This window comes from Actinomadura sp. 6N118 (genome assembly GCF_044326415.1).
Taxonomy (GTDB): domain Bacteria; phylum Actinomycetota; class Actinomycetes; order Streptosporangiales; family Streptosporangiaceae; genus Spirillospora.
On the sequence record NZ_JBIRAZ010000026.1, the window covers coordinates 17,165 to 35,637 of the forward strand.

Sequence of the window (18,473 nt, forward strand, 5' to 3'; positions counted from 1 at the left end):
CGCGACCTCCTCAACCGTGTGACCGGGGTCAAGACGCGGGCCAGAAGAGTGCCAGAAAGCGGCCCGTGCCCCACGCGGTCAGGCGCATCTCATAGTCGCCGGCGGGGAGAGGGGGCCACAGGGGGATCCTCCCGCCGTAGATTTGGTCACTTCCGCACACTCCAGTGGGCAGGTGGAGGAGATGCATCCCTTCCCCGCCTCCGGCCGTCACCTTGAACGTGCCCAGGGTCCGCTGCTCGGGGTCGGGCGGTGGCGGCTCCCCGTTCCACCGCTGAACGCGCAGCGTCCCGCCCTCACCCCGACCCGGATCAGCACCCCCGCGGAGACCGGCTCGACTTCAGCGGCACCGGCGGCGGGGAGGCGATCGGGCAACGAGTCCGACAGCATGAGGCCGATACGCGGATACCCGGCATGGATGGTCACTCCCGTGTCCGTCACCAGACCGGCGGTCTGCTCCACCTGCCAGAACTGGAAGAGATACCGCTCCTGCCCGTGCAACGCCTCGACCGCCGGGTCGTCCAACTGGGCGTCTCGTGCCATGAGCGCATGGAACGCCGCGCGGGTGCTCTCCCGTTCCCACCCGGTGATCCGCACGTCGTAGACGCCCGGATCCACCCCGAACGCATCGGAAGAACCGCCGGTGATCTCGTTCAGGGTCAGTTCGCCGGTCGGCAGGTGGAGCCGGACGGTCCGCTGCACCTCGTGTCCGTCCGGCGGGGGCGGTGCCGGGCCGTCCCACAGCTCGCATCGGACGTCCGGGTAGGCGAGTTGCTCGCCCACGCCGACGAGAACGGCGGAACGGCCTACGCCCAGCCATCCCGCCCCGGGAACGGGCGGCTCCCCGTCGTCCGCCGCGTTGACGTCACCGATACCGAACATGCGGTAGTCAGGGTGCACCTGAAGATTGTTCGCATCGAGGAGTTTCGCCACGCGAAGCAACCTAGCGTTCACCTCTGACGACCTCGACCGCCTCGGCTGATGAGGGTCGCGGCCCCATCACCCGTCACACTGGGCTCGGTCTGTGGTCAGGGACGCGTCCCCGACACCGACGCCATGGCGATCATCGCCTGCGCACCCGGATCGACAGGTGCTTGCCACGCCGCACGATCTGCTGCAGCTTCTGCGATCCTGCTCGGTCAGCCGCCGCACTCTGACTGGCTCTGCCATCCACGCACCTCCACCCCCGACAGCGATCACGTTGCTATCGACAGTGGAGCCACCAGGCGCATACGCCATGAACGTCGAGCGGCGTGTCACCAGAGACGGTGAACGTATGCGGTCACCGTCCTGCGCCAGACCACCCGATCCCTCCCCGCGCCGCCCGCCGACGTCGAGGACTTCACGATCGACTCTGCCGAGACGGACCGGACGCTGGAGCGGATCAAGCACTTCCTGTGGCACGGCAACACCTTCCGCGCCCTCGACCTGCTCACCGGTCTCGTCGAGGACTACGAACTGCTGTGCGCAGACGACCCCGGCGACAAGCAGCGCGTCTGCCACACCCGGCTGGCCGAGTTCCGCACCTACATCGACCGGAAGCAGCACGAGATTCCCAGTGACGGCGCGGGCCAAGGCGACCAGCGGTGTAGGGTCAGTGCCCTGATCGCGCCAGGGTCCGGCCAGCTACACGAAGACCGCCAGGCCGAGCGGCACGGGCCATGGTCATTGAGGTCCGACTTCGCACCACCAGGCCGGACTCGTTCAGATCCCCGTGCTCAGATTTCTGCAGACTCCCACTGCGATCGCGTGCAGCGGACTTCGGACACCCGTGCAGGCGGCTTCGGAAATCGACAAACGGCATGATTCTTCACCTGATGTCCGGTTTTCCGAAGGGCTTGCGGGATCGATCGGAGCCTGTCGGGAAACGCCCCACCCTGCGGCTCTGGCGCTCCTGGCCCTTCCTCGATCGTTGCCAACTTGGCTATACAGGCTTGGCGAGTCCGGCGAGTTCGGCGAAGGGCAGGACGGTGGCTCGCGCAGCGCGTGCCCGTCGCCAGCCCAGTCACCACCCTCGGTCCCTCCGCCCGGCCGACATCTCACTCCGGCGGGGGAGCCGGTTCCCCTGAGCGAGTGATCATCAGTGCTTGCAGGTCGAAGAGGGTAGGGGCATGGCGATCAAACTGATTCACGCGGCCCCCTCTGTCAGCGACACCCAACGGCCCGTCCCGCGCTGGGCGCTACGAACCGCCTATGCGATCCCGCTGCTTCTCCTGCCCTCCTGCCTGTGGCGGCTGCCGTTCGCCTTCCACTTCGAGATGGGCCAGATCGACGACGGTGCGACCCCGTCGCCTCTGTGGATCAGCATTCCGTACGTCTTCGGCCTCAGCGTGCTCACAGAGGCGGCGGCATTGCTGACCATCGGCCTGGTGCGCGGGTGGGGCGAGGTCGCCCCCGCCTGGATCCCGTTCATCGGCGGCAAGCGCATCCGCCCGGCAGCAGTGATCGTCCCGGCGGCAATCGGCGGGTTGGTCATGACCGCCGTCTCGGTGATGATGACGCTCACCTGGATCGGCGTCATCAACGGAACCGGCTACGAGAACGGCTGGTGGGAGGCACTGGCGAAGGTCTGCATCAGCCCGATCGGCCTGTGGGGCCCGCTGACCCTGGCGCTGACGTACGCCTACTACGTGCGCCGCCGCCCGGCAAGCCCGCATGATCTCCCTCGACGTCACCATCACCTGCGGTGGAGAGCGGCCGCCCTCGGCAACGAGGTGGGGCCAGAACCCATTCGTGATCAACGGTCCAGGGCTCGACAGGGTGGGGCCAAAAGAGGCTGAGGGTGGGGCCATGACTCGCGCGTGAAACCGCCGCGCTCGACTGAGCAGGCTCAACGAACTCGCAGGTCAGGCGTAGGGTCGTGGGGCTTCGGTGATTGCTGGTGATTGCTGCAGGGTCCCGGGTACGTCATCTCCCGCGAACCCCCGATCCTCGACCTTGCGCCTTGCGCTGCGGCTCGATGCCCAGGGCCGCACAGGCACCGTCCACGGCTGCCCGGCGGAGCTCGTCCTTTGGCACGTCAGCGAACTGGATCGTGCAGTCCTGGAGGCCGCCGAAGGCGATCGCGGCCCGGGTGGCCTGCTCCAGCGTAGGTTCGGGGCCGTGCAGCAGCTTGGTCAGCCGCCCGCGCCAGTCCATCACGCGGTCGATCAGGCCCAGGTCGGCGAGGGTGGTCAGCTCGCTGAGCATGAGCACCATCTCTCTGCGGTGGCGGTAGTGGAAGTCGAAGTAGCCCTCCAGCAGGGCGCGGGGCTCTACCTCGTCCAGCGCCTCCTGACTTGCCAGGAACGCCTCTTCCTCGTCGATGATCGGCTGCACGATGCTGCGAACCAGGTCCTCGCGTGAGGAGAAGTGGTAGTAGAGGGCCGGCTTGGTGATCCCCAGCCGGTCGGCGATCTCCTGCAGGCTAGTCCGCTGCACACCCTGTTGGACGAAGAGCTCGCGGGCGACCTCCAGGATCCGCTGTTTGGTGGCGGAGGGGCGAGGCATGCCGCCAGCATATCTTACTTAACGATAGGTAAGTAGCCGTGCTACGCTTACCTACCGTTAAGTAAGGAGGCGGACTCATGCGGATCCTCATCTCCGGTGCCAGCATCGCCGGTCCGGTGCTGGCGTACTGGCTCACCAGGCACGGCTTCTGCGTCACCGTCGTCGAGCGCGCGCCGGCTCTGCGCAAGACCGGCGGCCACGCGGTCGACCTGTTCCGGCCCGCCATGGACATCTCGGAAAAGATGGGCGTGCTCGCGCGCGTCCAGGAGCGGGCTACCGGCACGAACCAGATGACCGTCCACCGGGAGGGTGTGCGGCGTCCCGTCCGGGTGGATCTCTCCAAAGTCTTCGGTGCCACCTCCGACCGGCACGTCGAGATCATGCGCGACGACCTGAGCGAGATCTACTACGACGCCACGCGCGACGACGTCGAGTACCTCTTCGGCGACTCGATCACCGAGATCTCACCCGACGGCGAGGTCAGGTTCGACAACGCCGCGCCGCGCCGCTTCGACCTCGTCGTCGGCGCGGACGGGCTGCACTCCAACGTGCGCAGCCTGGTCTTCGGCGACGAGTCCCGCTTCAGCACCTTCATCGGGGCCTATTTCGGGGTGCTGACCCTGCCGAACGTCTCCAGCCTGGACCGCGAGCTCCTCATCCACGTCGGCGTCGGCCGCACCGCCGGCATGTACGGCGCGCGGCACCTGGATGACGCGCGGGCGTTGTTGCTGTTCCGCAGCGAGCGCGAACTCGACTACCACCACCATGACGTGCCCCGGCAGAAGGAACTGCTGCGCGGTGCGTTCGCCGGCATGCACGCCGACGTGGACCGCTGGCTGGACGAACTCGACCGCACCCCGGCGTTCTACTTCGACTCCATCACCCAGCTCCGCATGGACACCTGGTCGCGGGGCAGGGTGACGCTCGTCGGCGACGCGGGCTACTGCCCTGGCCCGGCCGTCGGCGGCAGCACCACCCTGGCCGTCGTCGGCGCGTACGTCCTCGCCGGGGAATTGGCGCGGGCGGGCGGCGACCACGAGCGCGCCTTCCCCGCCTACGAGCGCGCCATGGCCGAGCACGTGCACGGCAGCCGCGCGGCCGCACTGAGCGCGGCCAAGACCCTGATCCCCACCTCCCGCCTCGGTGTGTCGGGACTGGCGCAGGGCGCCCGCCTGATCTCCGCCCTGCCCGCAGGCATCGGCCGCGTCCTTCTCCGCCTCACCACCAAGAGCGCACGCCTCTACAACTCAATGACCCTCGACGACTACCCGCCCTCACCCACCGCATCAGAAGGCCGGGCCGGCCGCGAAGCGGATTCCGCAGATCCGGCGACCGCCGAAGGACGGATTCTCTGATGGAACCACTCCTCGCGCTCCTAGCGGGGTTCGGCGGTGCCCGGCTGGCCGGCGCCGCCGGCATCAACGCACTGGACGGCTGGCAGCCGGCGCTGCGAGTGGGCGTCGCGACGATGTTCCTGCTCACCACCTTCGCGCACTTCTATCCGCAGCTCCGCGCCGATCTCGTCGCCATGGTCCCGCCGGCACTCCCCAAGCCCGGACTGCTCGTCACGCTCACCGGCATCCTCGAACTCGCCGGGGCCATCGGCGTCCTCATCCCAGCGACCGCGCCCGTCGCCGCGGCCTGCCTCCTCACACTGATGATCGCGATGTTCCCGGCGAACGTCTCGGCCGCCCGTCGCAAGGTGGCCCAGGGCGACCCGATCGGCCGCCGCACCGCACTGCAGATGATCTTCATCGCCGCGGCGGCGCTGATCATCCCGTGAACGGCGGGCCGTATCCGATCGATTGTCACGGCCCCGGGCCCTGCAGGGCTGATGGCTGCTACAGCCCGGCTCCGGGCTCGTCGACGGCCACAGTCCGCCGGGGCCGGTGGCCCTGCTCGTCGAGCTGAGCGAGTTCATGTTCGTAGTCGACGGTGATGGAGCCGAGGGCCGGGGAGATGTGCGCCAGGACCCTGGCGTCCACCTCGCGGCCAGCGCCGCGCAGTTCGCCGACAGCCAGGCCCATGTACTCAGTGCCAGCAGACCACCGCGTTCGTCACGACGGTAAGGCACCATGACTGCTCGTTCTGCTGCTCGGGCCGGCGCCAGATGACCTTGCCCTCGCGGGCGTAATGGAGCTGGCGGCGAGGCGAGTGAAGCGACTCACCCTTGTTCATCTGCCTGGCGATCTTCCTCCTGTACCCCTCGTCCGACAGGTACTTGGCGGCTCAGGACACGTTCGGGAGGAGGACGCCGAAACGAGCACCCTCCGGCCGGGCTGGAGCTCGGGTACGCCCGGGTGTCCACCACCAAGCAGTCGCTGGAGCGCCAGCTCGACGCGCTGGCCGCCGCCGGCATTGGCGATGAGCGCATCTACGTCGACAAGAAGACCGGCGCCACCGTCGACCGCACCGGACTCAACCAGTTGCTGGCCTACGCCCGGCCCGGCGACACCATCGTCGTGCACACCCTGGACCGGATCGGCCGCAACCTGCGCGAGGTCCTCAACCTCGTCCACGAACTCGCCGAACGAGGGATCGGAGTGCGGTCGCTGGCCGACCCGCTGCCCATCAACACCGCCGACGAGGGCATGGCCCGCATCGCCTTCTTGCTGCTGGCGCTGTTCGCCGAGATGGAACGCACCTTCACCGCCGAACGCGCCGCTCACGCCCGCGCCGTCGCCGAAGCCGCAGGCCGGCAGATCGGACGACCTGTCGCCCACCCCGAAGACAAGATCGAATACGCGCGGCTGCTGAAGGCCCAGGGCGACTCCCTCGGCGTCATCGCCGCCAAGACCGGCATCCCCAAGACCTCGCTGCACCGCTACCTCGCCCGAACCTCCTGACCAGCGCCACCTCGACGGACCGGGAGCCCTCCGTGGAGATCAACCAGCAGCAACTCGATGAGATTCTGGCCGACTTCTCCGCACTCGGCCGAGCCACCTACCTCGACGACCCGATCCTGAACTTCGGCTACGCCGCCACCGACAACGACGAGTTGGGCATCCCTCGGTTCAGCCTCGAGTTGCCGCGGGTACCCGTCGCTCTGATCGGGGTCCCGGACTGGCGGAGTCGCGTATTCAACTGTCGCGAGTTCTCCGCTGAGGAGTGGGCCGTTAGTGGTGTCGGCGGGCGGGGTCTTGCTGGGCAAGGGCGGCGCCGACGGCTTCGGTGCTGACGTTGGTGTAGATGGCCAGGCTGCGGATGTTCTCGTGTCCGGACAGCGCCATGAGCATCGGGGCTGACCATCCGTCTTCGGCGAGATGGGTCAGCCGGGAGTGGCGGAGCTGGTGGAGGGTGTAGCCGCGTCGGCGGGGATCGTGCTGCTTGGTGTCCTGCTTGAACAGGTACTCGGCGCGTTCGAAGGACAGGCGGCCGCGGCCGGTGTGCGGGCACAGGTCGGCGGCCGCGGGCGTGCGAGCCGGCGCGGGGCGGCGGTCGGCCAGGAACAGTGGGCCCGAGGTGCGGTCGCTGATCAGCCGTGGGAGCAGTCGGGCGGTGCCGGACTGCCAGTGGATCCACCGGACGGTGCCGCCCTTGCCGGTGATCCGGCCGCGTTTGTTGTCCAGGTCCAGGTCCTCGATGTTGAGCGAGAGGACTTCGTCGGCGCGGGCCGCCGATTCGTACAGCAGCCGCCACAGTGTTTTCTCGCGCAGCGCCAGGTCGCCGCGGGCCAGGATCGCGGCGATGGTGTGGCGGTCGATGGCGCGGGTTCGGTCGCGAGTTTCAGGGCGCCGTTCGACCAACGCGGCATGGGCCGATCGTCCGGGCGCGGCGGTCGGCAGTACTCGTGATGGTGTCGGCGCGTTGTTGTCCAATGGCTACTTTGGCCACGGGCGTGCCAAGCGGGTGATCGCGACGCACCCGCGTGGATGACCGCCGCCGCAGGGACGCCAGGCTTCGGCGGAAGCTGACGAGATCCTCACCCCGGACTGACCGGGGACGCGAAGGCCACACCACCCGGCTATCAGCCCATCTGAACCCGGGCCCCGCTGCCGACGAATACGACACGGTCGAATATGGCAGTGCACCGGTCCCGGGGCCGCTCGTGCCTAGACCGGCTTTACGCAGGCGTACGGAACCCAGCCGCGTGGCACGCCGGGGTAATCCACCCATCGCCAAGTCGGCCAGCTACGCCCACAGCGCTTGTACTCGCCGCCGTCCCTGGTGATGCAGCCCGACTTGGCGGTCTTGCCCTTGGGGAAGAGGCCAAGAGCCGTGGCGTTGATGTTCATGGTCTTGCGGATCTTGACGCTCTCCAGCGCCTTGAGCTTGCAGGTCCGAGCCGGGGCCGCAGTACCCGAGCCTGTGTCCGCGATGGCCACGGGGCCGGTGACGGTAAATGCAGCGAGGGCAGCGCCGATGATCAGGGGTTTCTTCACGGGGGCCTCTCCGCCAAGCCCAGGGGCGAGGCAGGTAGAAAAGATGATCTTCTTGGACGATGTCTATCAGAGGTCGCAGGAGACTGCATGAAGATCAACGAAGACTGCCGAGGGACGGCTTGGGCAGCGTGCGCTGCAGGCGGCGGGCGTCCATCGCCGCCCACATCACCTGCTTGGCGCCCTCGGGCGCGACGCCCAGCCGCTCGATCAGCGCGGGCCCGCCAGCCAAGTACTGGGTGATCTGCTGATCATCGGCGCGTTCCAGGGCTTGGCGCAGGTAGGGGTCACGCTCGGCGGCCGCCCGGACCGCGTCCAGGTCGGCCCCGGCGAACACCTGGGGGACCTCGATCACGCGGCCGTCCAGCAGCTGGGTGACCGGAGAGCCCGAGCGGGCGGTGAGCTCTTGATGGTGCTCGGGCCACAGCGTGCCCAGCACCAGCACCGGCCCCCGACCGGCATCGCCCAGCAGCGTCCGCAGCCCGGCGGCGACCCGCTCACCCGCCTCCCCGCCCAGATACTCCTGGGACTCGTTCAGCCAGACCACCGTGTAAGGCGCGACCCGCTCCAACTCCGCCAGCGCCGCACCCGGCCGATTCGGATCGGGCGGGTGCCACAACCGCCACCCGCCCTCCTGCCTCAAGCCCTCCAGCGCCTCCCAGCAGGCCCGGGTCTTGCCCGACGACGACCCCGCCACCAGCACCACCATGCCGCTGGTCCCCGCGGCCGCCCTCCCGACCACGTCCGCGAGCTCGGCGTCGTGCGCCCGCGGAACATAGGCCGGCAGCTCCGCGAGCCGGCTGCGACCCCCGGCGGCGTGATCGCCAGGGGTGATGGGACGGTGGACCTTCAGCGCGAACGGATCGGTCACCTCTTCCAGCGGCCGCCCCGCCCCCTGCTCTACTGGTCGCCGGGCACGCTGGTGAGCACGCTTCCAAGCGGCCAGCTCGGCCTGAGGAACGCCCAGCACGGCCAGTACCGGCTGCAGCGTCGACCAGCGCGGGAAGGCGGTACCGGCGCACATGCCGTGCACCGTGGCCGGCACCGTCCCGGCCTCGGTCGCCAGCTCCTGGTAGCTCAACCCCGCCGCCTCGCGCAGCCCGGCCAGCGCCTCATGCAGGTCACTGCGGTCCGCGATCCGGCCCGGATCAGTTCCCATGCCGCCGCCCCTTTCCGCCTGCCCGCTGCCCCGCCGTGTCGACCATTCGGTTGATGTTCGGAGCCTAGAACCACACCAGGCCGCTACCTGCCCGTTCACGCGTTTTGGCCGGTCCGGATGCGGCCGAACACGTCCTCGCCGCACCGTCGGGGTCATGACCACCACGCTGCTGACCGTGATCGGCGCCACCGCCCTGCTCCTGCAGGCCGCCCTGCGCATCCCCGCCGCCCTCACCGACCTGATCCGCGCCCTGCTGCCCCTGCGCCAGGCACTGCACGAACTCCGCAACCCCACCGACCTGAACCAGACCCCGCCCACTCACACCACCGATGACGGCTCACCCCGCGGCGAACCCCGGCGGGCGGTCTCCCTAGCCTCCCCGGCCAGGAAGGACACTTGGTGAAGGCCACTTCGGAAATCGGTGCAGAACACTCCGGGAACCGACACGGAAAATGGGGCACCGAGTGATGAAACGGCGCCCTGTGGGGGCTGATTCGCGGCCCGGGTTGCCGACAGGATTTTCCGACCGCACGTGGTACTCGCGGGGAGTCGCGCGTAGGTTCCTACGGATACTGCGAGAATTTCGGTGGCGATCAGGCGTGCCAGCACATGCAGGGGCGGCGACGAGTGCGGGCCTGGCCGGTGAAGTGTCCGCCGGAGGTGACAACATTCCACCCTGTGATCAAGTCCGACGAAGACTTCACCTGGACGGGCCGCTGCCCCGGGGACCCTCGCGAGAACTACGCCGTGGCGATGGTGCGCGGCCTGACCCCTCAGCACCTTCTCGAGAGGCTGGGGCTTCTCCCGGTCGATCCGCCGTGCATCACCGGGGCCGAAGCCATGTACGAGCATTGGATGGAGGCGGCGCCCGACGACCTGGTCGGCGTCTTCTCGATCGACGATTGGGCGGTGGCCTTCGAACCCGGCGCGTACCTGCTCGCCGGCCGTGACAGGCTCACCCGGCTGTCGGCCGGCACCCGCCTGGTCTGCCACTCCAGCAGCGTCTACACCCAGGATCACTTCCTCTGGCTGGAGGACGGAGAACTACGGCTCTACCTCCGGCCATTCTGGCCCGAGGAGCGGCAGGGCACCGCCGTCACCGACCTCATGGACGCCATGCGCGCCATCGGCTTCCGGTTCATCGAGGACGAAGGCGAGGAGAACCCGATCGCCAAGGCGTTCGCGCTGGCCGAGCACATCACCGGCGTCCCCCTCACCGAGGAGAGGTTCGAGAAGGCGGTCTACCTGCTGGGCGCCGTGCCGAACTGACCGGCACCGAAGTGCAGTACATCTGCCCCCACACCGGCCGCACCCCCAGTGCGCGATCTGGGGCGTGGTCACGTGGCGGCTCCGGCGCGTTCCAGGACCCCGGTACACCGTCGCTCGCCCGACGGAGAAGACCTCCATCAACTCGGCGATGGGTGTGCGTGCTCAGGAGGTGGGGCAGAGGATGCCGATGGGGATCGGAAGGGCTTTGGTGGCGGGAGAAGTGCTAAGGAAGGCGCAGATCTGGGCGACCTCGGGGAGGGGCTCAGCCACGGCGTCGGGAGCCTTCGCGGCCACCGCACCCGCTGGATGATCGAAGTCCACGCGGGCGTCTTCGTGGGCAACCCCAGCCGACGCATCCGTGACCGCCTCTGGGACCCCTTGGCAAACCGCATCGACGACGGCCAGGCCATCCTCGTCGAACAGTCCAGCAACGAGCAGGGCTGGGCAGTCCGGACAGCAAGCAAAGACCGCCGGCAGCCCGTCGACTTCGACGGCCTCATCCTGTCCGCCCGCCGCCGAAACCAACCCAAATGAGAACCCGCCCTTCGCCGGATAACACGCAGGTCCCGCAAGCGTCGGCCCGCACGCGCGGGGATGGTCCTGGACCTCATCAGAGGGATGATGGAGGCAATAGGTCGATCCGGCACGCACGGGAGGATTCGCAGCTCTTTCCGGGCGTCGCGTCAGTTTCTCACACGTGGGCTCGCGGGATTCTGCTGGTCATCGTTGCGGGATCTTCTGTTCGCGGGTCCACAGGTCGATCAGTTCTAGCGTGGTGTCGTTGTGGGTCTTGACGTTCACCTGGTTGCCGTTGTGTTCCATGTCGACGCCCACGGCGCGCAGGTCGGGGATCTGGCCGCTGGAGAGCGCCTGCTGCTCGGGATGCTGTTCATAGCCGCCGGGGCGCCACCAGTAGAGCTGCGATGAGATCGGTTTCTCGCCGTCCTCGGCGAATGTCCGGGCGAGGTCCTGCATGGTCGCCATGGCCTGGAAGATCACCGTCTCCCCGATCTCGTGGACGAAGATGTACTCGGGGAGGGGGAAGGCCACCAGGGCGCCGACTCGGCCGTGCCGTACGTGCCGGCTGAGGACGTGGATGTGGGCTCCGACGTATCGGTGCTGCCCGCCGACGTACATCATCGGGACGCCGCGGACTTCCTTGCGCTCGGTGTAGTGGTCCTCTTTCTCGATCGCCGCGCGCAGGCCGACGCCGAAGGCCTCGTTCTCCGGGATGCCGCCGAGGTCGGCGCGGTTCACCGGACGGATCGAGTCGGGTAGGTCCTCGACGACGGCCTGGACCAGGCCCTGTGCCAGCGGGCGGATGAGCATCGCCTCGCGCAGGCCGGGCGGTTGGGCGAACGCGTCCTCCGGGTAGAGCCGTACACGCAGGGTTCCCGCCTCGATCATCCGTCCGACCTCGGACGGTGATGCGGGTTGCTGGGCGGGAGCCTGCTGAGCAGGCGAGGCTCCGGGGGGCCATGGAGCCGGGCCGGGAGGCGGGGGAGCCCACGGGGGGGCCGCCGGAGCGGCCCGCTGCGTCATGTGCTTGGACACCGCTGCCTGGGCCCATTGGGCGGCATTTCCCGGCAGAGCTGAAGGGGGAGTCCGGCTGACGAACATCCGCCATTCAGTGATGTCCAACGATCTCTTGCCGCCATCGGGAAAACGGATGATGAGCGTATTAGCGGCGTCGAGATGGGCCCTGCACCCATGGCTTAAGAACGCGTGGATCAGGACGTCGGCGGCAATGTCGGGATTCACTTATTCTCCTCAAGCCGTTCTGTTCCGAGGGCAGGACGTCACCGCAACGATGCTAACCGGAAGATCAGATAGACAGAGCGGGGTGGGTGCTCTGGCCCGCCGGCCCATCCGCCACATAGTCCGCACTGGCCAGTGCGTGGTGTTCCGTGCTGCCCTGGACACGACCGCGGTTGTCCGTGAGCTGATCGCCTAAGGCTGAGAGGTCACCGCTGAGCTCCTGGCACAGCCGCCTCCTTGTCGCACCGACCGCATCGCGCCCACTCTGTCGACGACGGAATTGATCTCGAGCGAGTCGAACGGGAGGCGGGGCGGCGTATCGACCCGGACTGGGCGGTGGACCGCGAGCGGCAGTTCGGGGCCATACATGAGCTTCACGGGAACGGCGGCTGGACGCGGCACAGCCTCGCAGCCGCCAAAGGGTCGAGCGACTCCACTGTGCACGGTATCTCCGACGGCTCGGCCAGTACCCCCGATCAGGGATGCTCATTGCGTTCGTCGAGGCGTGTGGCTAGGCCCCGGCGGCCTGGCCGGCCGCACGCCACCACAGTCAAGGCCCACAGGCAATTCCCGGCCGACGCTCCACGAAGGTCATCTATCCCCAGGCCAGGTGGCTGTTCGTCTGCCATCTCGGTGCCGAACACCGTCTCCAACCCGGTGTCCAGGCGCATCGCTTCGTGCAGTCCACCGTAGGTCAGGGCAAGGATGGTCAGCGTCAGCGGCACCGCCTTGGCACAAGCTTCGCCGGGCTTGAGGCGCCGTCCATGAACGAAGCTGGCGGAGCCGCCGGCGTGCGGAAAGCAGACAAGCTGCACCCCCGGTGCAGGATGGTAACGGCGGAGCCACAAGTCCGAGGCCATGCCTCATTGATGCGTCAGCACGGCAACGCGAGACTAAAAGCAGCAGCTCAGGCCCAGATCGAGTGGGCGTGCCGTCAGGGACTTGAACCCCGAACAGCTACCCAAGGAGCCGCTGGTCACTGCGGTAGATGGGGGTTTCGAGCCGCGGCCGAATCCCAACAGCTCAGCGACTTCCTCCACCGTGAGGGCGAGCCGATCCTGTCCATGACGCTGCCGACGGGCATCGGCTTGAGGGCTGGAGGTGGGCGGGTCTGCGACCGCCGGCCCGGCGGGGACTCGGCCGCCGGCGTTCCAGGCCGAGTTGGCGCTTGAACGTCCAGACGATCGCCTCGACGCGCTGCCGCAGCCGGTTGGGGAAGACCCCGGGTCCTCCTCATCGCGGTGGGCGGCCGGACTATTGAAACAAACCTTCAAATGGGTATTGACAAACGATCATGGCGAGCAGATGATCAGCTCAACCAAGATCCTCTCGCTCGAAGGAGCTCGAAATGCGAATTGTGGGTAATCGAGCCGTGTCCATTGCGGCCGCGGCGCTTACCGTGGTCGTGGCGCCTGTCGTGATGGCCATTCCGAGCGCAGCGGCGAACGAGAAGGGCGCCGGAATCATGGCCGGCTGCACGAACTGGACGCCGCATATGAGGGGAGTCATCGTCGGCAAGGCTAAGGTGCACAGCAGTTACTACGGGTCATCCAGGGTGGTGGCCACGTGGAAGTACGGTCAGCTTTTCCGTGTCAACAAGCGTTGCGTGAACAGTCACGGAAACCTGTGGTGGCACTCGGACTGCTGCGCTGGCGTTAAAGGCTACATCTGGACCGAATATACAAAGCCCACCGGAACCCCGTGAACTAACAGGGCTCACCTGGCGATCTGTGGCTGTAGGTCGCAGCCACACACCCGCAGCACCCACACGATGCGCATCCACTCCACCGACCCCGAAACCCAACGATTCCTTGCCGCTTTGGTGTAACTGCACTCCAGTCGTCCGATTGAGTTTCTAGGACGGCTCCAGAAGGACTCCCCGCGGCAGCCATCAACTCGCCATGGCCACGAGGTGTGGCTCCCGCAGGTTGCCCAATTAGCTCATTAGACGGCGCTGAGATATGGTTTCCGGCCCGAACGCCAAGGTCAATATGGGAATCACATGGCCCATGATCTTGCGCCGATAATTCACACCGAAGGGGTCACTGGTTCGAACCCGGTATCGCCCACCCGTTCCCCCAGATCAGAGCCGTGATCCTCGCCCAGAGATCGCGGCTCTCGGTCGTTTTGCCAGTTTGTGGGGCCGTTTGGGAGACGATCTTCGAGGTCTTCCGCTGCCGTTCGGCCAGCCGGTCCAATAGCGGCACCGGCGACCGCGGTGACTACTCCGCAGACCCGTACGGGATGTTCACTGCACCCTGACGGCCCGGGGGACCCAGACCCCCGCAAGGCTGGATCAGCTGCCTGTTCTGCAATAGCCGCAGGAAGGACGGGCTGCGGGACTTCGCGACCGATGCCGAGGGCCCCGTGTCGATGTCGTCAGGTGTGAGGTCGCGCATGCACACGGTGCGCTCCGCATCCCAGCGGGGGTCGTAGGCGGGACCGGCCATCTGTCCGATCCCAGACACGCTGATACACAACTGAGCGGCTGCCGCGCCGCGCCCGATACGCGGGAGAGACCCTCCAGAGGGCTGCTGGGTTCAGGCTCGATGCCGGACGGGACGGCCCACTGCTGTCCCCCGCACCAGCCCGCCGGAGCGATGGCCGACGGCAGACGTAAGGGGAGCCACTCATGCACACAGGCCGAAGGGCGGCCGCCGCTCTGATGACGGGGATCGCGCTGACCGCGGTCCTTGTAGCGCCCTCATCGGCGCAGGCCGTGGTGGGTGGCACCGAGTCCACCCGGGCCTACTCGTTCATGGGCTCGTTCCAGCCGTCCTATCCCGCCCCGCCGCGCCCGGACAAGCACGGCTGTGGGGTGGAGGTCCTCGCGCCGCAATGGGTCCTGACTGCCAGTCACTGCGCAGGCAGGAACCCCACCAATGCGAAGGCGGGGGTTCCGCGCGGCTGGAAGGTCCGGGTCGGGTCACTGGACACAACCTCCGGCGGCGAGGTCGCCGAGGTCGACCACTATTACCGGCTTGCGACCAGTCGTGATGAGGGAGGGTTCTGGGGCCGCGACCTCGCGTTGATGCACCTGCGGACCCCGGTTCGGGCCAAGCCGGTGCGGATCGCCTCGACCACACCGCCGGACAACACGCCCGTCCGAATCATGGGCTGGGGCATGACCTGCGACGACACCGATAACGCGGCGTGTTTCCCCACGCGGCTGCGAGAGGCCGACACCGTGGTGCAGCCGATCTCGACGTGTCCGTCAGCCGCGCCCAACGGAGAGTTGTGCATCGGTAGCCGCGACGGGAAAATCGCCGCGTCGGACATGGACTCCGGTGGGCCGGCGCTGGTCCGCGACGGCGGCCAGTGGGCCGTGGCCGGTGTGGTCAGTGGCCCCGACGAAAGCGGCAAGACGCTGTACTCCGATGTCACCAAGCACGCCGACTGGATCAACGGCATCATCACGGGCACCAGCGTGCCCCCCGATGATCTGATCCCGGACATGGAAGGCTCGGTGGACCTGAGCGGCTGTGCGGGCTCAGTGGTGCGCGCCCCCGCCTCCCGGCCGCAGGATCCGGCGCTGTTGCTGACCAACGGTCACTGTGTGCAAGGACAGCGGCCCGCGCCCGGAACTGCGGCAGTGGACCAGCCTGCCGACCGCAAGGTGCCTGTCGCTGACCGTCAGGGCTATCCCCAAACCACCGCCCGTGCGAAACGGCTGGTGTACGCGACGATGACCGGCACCGACATCGCGCTCTACCGCCTGGACAAGACCTACGCGCAGTTGAAGGCCGAAGGCGCGAAAGTCTTCCAGCTCACCTCCACCCCCGTGCGCGCAGGCGCCCCACTGACCGTGGCGTCCGTCGGCACCCGCTACAACTGCACCGCCGAGGCCGTAGTCCCACACCTGAGGGAGGGCGGCTATCAGCTGAACAATTCAATCCGCTACACCACCAGCGACGACTGCGTTCCCTGGCACGGCGACTCCGGCTCGGCGCTGCTGGCCCCCGACGGCATCACGGTCGTGGGAATCCACAACACCCACAACGACGACGGCGAGCAATGCACCGACAACAACCCCTGCGAAGTGGGCCCGAACGGGGAAGTAACCTCCACGAAGGGTCGTAGCTACGGCCAGCAGGTTTACATGATCACGGACTGCCTGGCCAGGGGATCGAAACTGGACCTGTCCCGCCAGGGCTGCACCCTCACCGGTGCCACGCCCCGTCCCGACTACCGCGACGGCCTCCCCGGTAACCCGGACCGGCACGGCAGCCTCCAAACCCGCGAACGCTGACCCGATCAGCATCACCGGCGAACCCGGCCCCGGCGTAGGCGCGGTGGAGGCAGAATTCGGCAGGGCGGGATGCCCCGTCGCATGATGAACCTCCAGCGCCTACGTCCGATGGGGAGAGATGTCGGTTCCAGTGGCCGGGGGAACCACCCTGGCGCCCGTGGCGATTCTGCTCGTGGAGGACGACGAAGTGATCCGCAGATCGGTCACCTTGGCGCTGGAGCGCTACGGCTACCACGTCACCTCCGCCGGTGACGGCCTGACCGGACTCGAACTGTTCCGGGAAGGCCGCCACGACCTGCTGCTGCTGGACGTGATGCTGCCCGCCCTCGACGGCATCGGGCTGTGCCGCCGAGTCAGGGAGACCAGCATGGACCCGATCCTGATGATGTCCGCGCGCGGCGACGCCGTGGACGTGGTCTCCGGACTGGAGGCGGGCGCCGACGACTACGTGGTCAAACCCGTCGACACCGCGGTACTGGTGGCCCGGATCCGTTCGCTGCTGCGGCGGGCGACCTTCAACCCTGCCGCCGCCCCGGCCGTGCCGCACCACCCCCCGACCGAACCGGTGGGCGGTGCGGCGCGGCCGGAGGGTTCCGGTCGCCCGGGCGAACGCGCCCCGCTGGTCTTCGGCGACCTGACCATCGACACCGTCGGCCTCGATGTGTTCAGGGCGGGCGAACCGGTTGCGCTGGCCCCCACTGAGCTGCGGCTCCTGCTGGAGTTCGCCGCGAACCCCGGCGTCGTTCTGGACCGGCACATGCTGCTGCGCAACGTGTGGGACTACGGCTGGGATGGCGACAGCCGCGTGGTCGACCTGTGCGTCCAGCGGATACGGAGGAAGATCGGAGCCGAGCGGATCCAGACCGTCCGCGGGTTCGGCTACAAGTGGCGGCGCTGACGTGGATGTCCTGCGCGACCTGCTGAACTGGCGTTCGCTGCGCTGGAAGATCGCTGCGCTTGTCGCCATGTCCTGCTGCGCCATCGCGCTGACCGTCGGGGTGCTGGTCCACCGCAGCACCCTGGCCCGGTCGCTGAACGACGGCAGGTCCAAGGCCGTGACGCAGCTGTCCCGAGACCTGCAGGACTACGAGCGGGGCGCCAGGCCGCCCGACTCGCTTCGGACGTCGGCCGAGGCCATGCCCGTCGAGCTGCTGCGCCGACTCCGGGCCCCGCAGGCTCTGGAGGACGGGTATGCCACCTGGTACGACGGTGACGGCCCCGGGGACCACCCCTCGATGTGGGCGGCACAGACGTACCGAGGCAGCCCCGTGGCGGTGGAGGTCGACATGACGTCCGACCTGCTCACCCGGCGCGCCCTGGACCGGCACATGTGGAAGTACTCCCTGGTCGCCCTGGCCGTCGTCGTACCGCTGTCGGCGCTCGCCGCGGAATTGCCCAACCGCAGGCTGCGGCGGGTGGCGCGGACCGCACGCCGGATCGCGGCCGGTGACCTGGCCGCCGGGACCGCGGCCGGCCGCGGCAGCGATGAGATCGCCGAGATCTCCACCACCGTCGATTCGATGGCCGACAGCCTGCTCGGGCGGCTACTGGCCGAGCAGCGCTTCACCGCCGACGTCGCCCACGAATTGCGCACCCCCCTGATGGGTCTGGTCACTGCGAGCGGGCTGCTCCCCGAGGGGGAGGCCACGGAACTGGTCAGGGACTGGGTGGCGGTGCTGCGGACCCTGGTGGAGAACCTGCTGGAGATCTCCCTGCTCGACGCGGGCGCCGAGCGGGCCGACCTCGGGCCTGTTCCGCTCGCCGAGGCGGTCAGGGAGTCGCTGGTCCGCACCGGGCTGCAGACACAGCTCACCACGGCCGGCGCCCTGTCCGCCGAGACCGACCCGCGCCGGCTTGACAGGATCGTCGCCAACCTGGTCGTCAACGCCCACCGGCATGGTCGCGCGCCCGTCGAGGTCGAGGTGACGGGGACCTGTGTGACGGTACGGGACCACGGCCTGGGCTTCCCCCGCGAACTGCTCGCCGACGGGCCCCGACGGTTCCGCACCGGGGCGTCGGAACGCGGCCGGGGCCACGGCCTCGGGCTGACCATCGCGCTCGGCCAGGCCCAGGTCATTGGGGCGTCGCTGTCCTTCGCCAACGCGCCCGACGGCGGGGCTGTCGCCACGCTTCGCCTCCCGGCGGCCGACTGACGCGTCACCGAACGCCGCGA

20 protein-coding genes are annotated in these 18,473 nt (G+C 68.3%); 11 read left to right on the forward strand and 9 right to left on the reverse strand.

Annotation, left to right across the window (positions count from 1 at the left end):
* Window positions 1-207: 207 nt before the first annotated feature.
* A complete protein-coding gene (locus ACH34W_RS45360) occupies window positions 208-930 on the reverse strand; it encodes a hypothetical protein (protein ID WP_395967440.1) in 723 nt (240 codons plus the stop codon).
* 1,178 nt (window positions 931-2,108) lie between these two features.
* Between ACH34W_RS45360 and ACH34W_RS45365 the strand changes: the two genes are divergently transcribed.
* Entirely contained in the window at window positions 2,109-2,777 is a 669-nt protein-coding gene (locus ACH34W_RS45365) for a hypothetical protein (protein WP_395967441.1), read from the forward strand.
* Between the two features lie 127 nt (window positions 2,778-2,904).
* Here ACH34W_RS45365 and ACH34W_RS45370 read toward each other — a convergent pair whose 3' ends face one another.
* Complete coding sequence (locus ACH34W_RS45370) at window positions 2,905-3,486, reverse strand: TetR/AcrR family transcriptional regulator (RefSeq protein WP_395967442.1); 582 nt, start codon at window positions 3,484-3,486, stop codon at window positions 2,905-2,907.
* A 77-nt stretch (window positions 3,487-3,563) separates the two neighbouring features.
* On the opposite strand from ACH34W_RS45370, the gene ACH34W_RS45375 reads away from it, so the two are divergent.
* Together ACH34W_RS45375 and ACH34W_RS45380 are read left to right on the forward strand one after the other, a co-directional pair.
* Window positions 3,564-4,841: an FAD-dependent monooxygenase gene (locus ACH34W_RS45375; protein WP_395967443.1), complete on the forward strand. Its 1,278-nt coding sequence runs from the start codon at window positions 3,564-3,566 to the stop codon at window positions 4,839-4,841.
* On the forward strand, window positions 4,841-5,269 hold the full coding sequence (locus ACH34W_RS45380; RefSeq protein WP_395967444.1) for a DoxX family membrane protein: 429 nt from the start codon (window positions 4,841-4,843) through the stop codon (window positions 5,267-5,269). The genes ACH34W_RS45375 and ACH34W_RS45380 overlap by 1 nt, the downstream gene beginning before the upstream one ends.
* A gap of 58 nt (window positions 5,270-5,327) precedes the next feature.
* Here the strand turns inward: ACH34W_RS45380 and ACH34W_RS45385 are convergent, their stop codons facing one another.
* Both ACH34W_RS45385 and ACH34W_RS45390 read right to left on the reverse strand, forming a co-directional pair.
* Complete coding sequence (locus ACH34W_RS45385) at window positions 5,328-5,513, reverse strand: hypothetical protein (protein WP_395967445.1); 186 nt, start codon at window positions 5,511-5,513, stop codon at window positions 5,328-5,330.
* 4 nt (window positions 5,514-5,517) lie between these two features.
* Complete coding sequence (locus tag ACH34W_RS45390; protein WP_395967581.1) at window positions 5,518-5,703, reverse strand: Tn3 family transposase; 186 nt, start codon at window positions 5,701-5,703, stop codon at window positions 5,518-5,520.
* 83 nt (window positions 5,704-5,786) lie between these two features.
* Between ACH34W_RS45390 and ACH34W_RS45395 the strand changes: the two genes are divergently transcribed.
* Window positions 5,787-6,332, forward strand: coding sequence for a recombinase family protein (locus tag ACH34W_RS45395; RefSeq protein ID WP_395967446.1), 546 nt, complete (start codon window positions 5,787-5,789; stop codon window positions 6,330-6,332).
* Window positions 6,333-6,602: 270 nt separating this feature from the next.
* On the opposite strand, the gene ACH34W_RS45400 is transcribed toward ACH34W_RS45395, so the two are convergent.
* From ACH34W_RS45400 to ACH34W_RS45410, 3 genes are all read right to left on the reverse strand, one after another.
* Entirely contained in the window at window positions 6,603-7,232 is a 630-nt protein-coding gene (locus tag ACH34W_RS45400) for a tyrosine-type recombinase/integrase (protein WP_395967447.1), read from the reverse strand.
* 306 nt (window positions 7,233-7,538) lie between these two features.
* Window positions 7,539-7,868 (reverse strand): hypothetical protein, encoded by a 330-nt coding sequence (locus tag ACH34W_RS45405; RefSeq protein ID WP_395967448.1) that lies wholly within the window; start codon window positions 7,866-7,868, stop codon window positions 7,539-7,541.
* A 94-nt stretch (window positions 7,869-7,962) separates the two neighbouring features.
* Window positions 7,963-9,024: a helix-turn-helix domain-containing protein gene (locus ACH34W_RS45410; RefSeq protein WP_395967449.1), complete on the reverse strand. Its 1,062-nt coding sequence runs from the start codon at window positions 9,022-9,024 to the stop codon at window positions 7,963-7,965.
* A gap of 154 nt (window positions 9,025-9,178) precedes the next feature.
* Here ACH34W_RS45410 and ACH34W_RS45415 point away from each other — a divergent pair, with 154 nt between their 5' ends.
* The 3 genes from ACH34W_RS45415 to cas2e all read left to right on the forward strand — a co-directional run bounded on the left by ACH34W_RS45415 (window position 9,179) and on the right by cas2e (window position 10,827).
* Complete coding sequence (locus ACH34W_RS45415) at window positions 9,179-9,427, forward strand: hypothetical protein (protein ID WP_395967450.1); 249 nt, start codon at window positions 9,179-9,181, stop codon at window positions 9,425-9,427.
* 275 nt (window positions 9,428-9,702) lie between these two features.
* On the forward strand, window positions 9,703-10,293 hold the full coding sequence (locus ACH34W_RS45420; RefSeq protein WP_395967451.1) for a DUF6461 domain-containing protein: 591 nt from the start codon (window positions 9,703-9,705) through the stop codon (window positions 10,291-10,293).
* A gap of 72 nt (window positions 10,294-10,365) precedes the next feature.
* Window positions 10,366-10,827, forward strand: a complete 462-nt coding sequence (gene cas2e, locus ACH34W_RS45425; RefSeq protein ID WP_395967452.1) for a type I-E CRISPR-associated endoribonuclease Cas2e — start codon at window positions 10,366-10,368, stop codon at window positions 10,825-10,827.
* Between the two features lie 186 nt (window positions 10,828-11,013).
* On the opposite strand, the gene ACH34W_RS45430 is transcribed toward cas2e, so the two are convergent.
* Together ACH34W_RS45430 and ACH34W_RS45435 are read right to left on the reverse strand one after the other, a co-directional pair.
* Window positions 11,014-11,700, reverse strand: a complete 687-nt coding sequence (locus tag ACH34W_RS45430) for a hypothetical protein (protein ID WP_395967453.1) — start codon at window positions 11,698-11,700, stop codon at window positions 11,014-11,016.
* 827 nt (window positions 11,701-12,527) lie between these two features.
* Window positions 12,528-12,911 (reverse strand): hypothetical protein, encoded by a 384-nt coding sequence (locus ACH34W_RS45435; protein ID WP_395967454.1) that lies wholly within the window; start codon window positions 12,909-12,911, stop codon window positions 12,528-12,530.
* Between the two features lie 488 nt (window positions 12,912-13,399).
* Between ACH34W_RS45435 and ACH34W_RS45440 the strand changes: the two genes are divergently transcribed.
* The 4 genes from ACH34W_RS45440 to ACH34W_RS45455 all read left to right on the forward strand — a co-directional run bounded on the left by ACH34W_RS45440 (window position 13,400) and on the right by ACH34W_RS45455 (window position 18,453).
* Window positions 13,400-13,756 carry a hypothetical protein gene (locus ACH34W_RS45440; RefSeq protein WP_395967455.1) on the forward strand — a complete coding sequence of 119 codons (357 nt, stop codon included), beginning with the start codon at window positions 13,400-13,402 and terminating at the stop codon, window positions 13,754-13,756.
* A 927-nt stretch (window positions 13,757-14,683) separates the two neighbouring features.
* Window positions 14,684-16,300 (forward strand): trypsin-like serine protease, encoded by a 1,617-nt coding sequence (locus ACH34W_RS45445; protein ID WP_395967456.1) that lies wholly within the window; start codon window positions 14,684-14,686, stop codon window positions 16,298-16,300.
* A gap of 118 nt (window positions 16,301-16,418) precedes the next feature.
* Complete coding sequence (gene cseB / locus ACH34W_RS45450) at window positions 16,419-17,198, forward strand: two-component system response regulator CseB (RefSeq protein ID WP_395967457.1); 780 nt, start codon at window positions 16,419-16,421, stop codon at window positions 17,196-17,198.
* 1 nt (window position 17,199) lies between these two features.
* Window positions 17,200-18,453: an ATP-binding protein gene (locus ACH34W_RS45455; RefSeq protein ID WP_395967458.1), complete on the forward strand. Its 1,254-nt coding sequence runs from the start codon at window positions 17,200-17,202 to the stop codon at window positions 18,451-18,453.
* Window positions 18,454-18,473 lie beyond the last annotated feature (20 nt).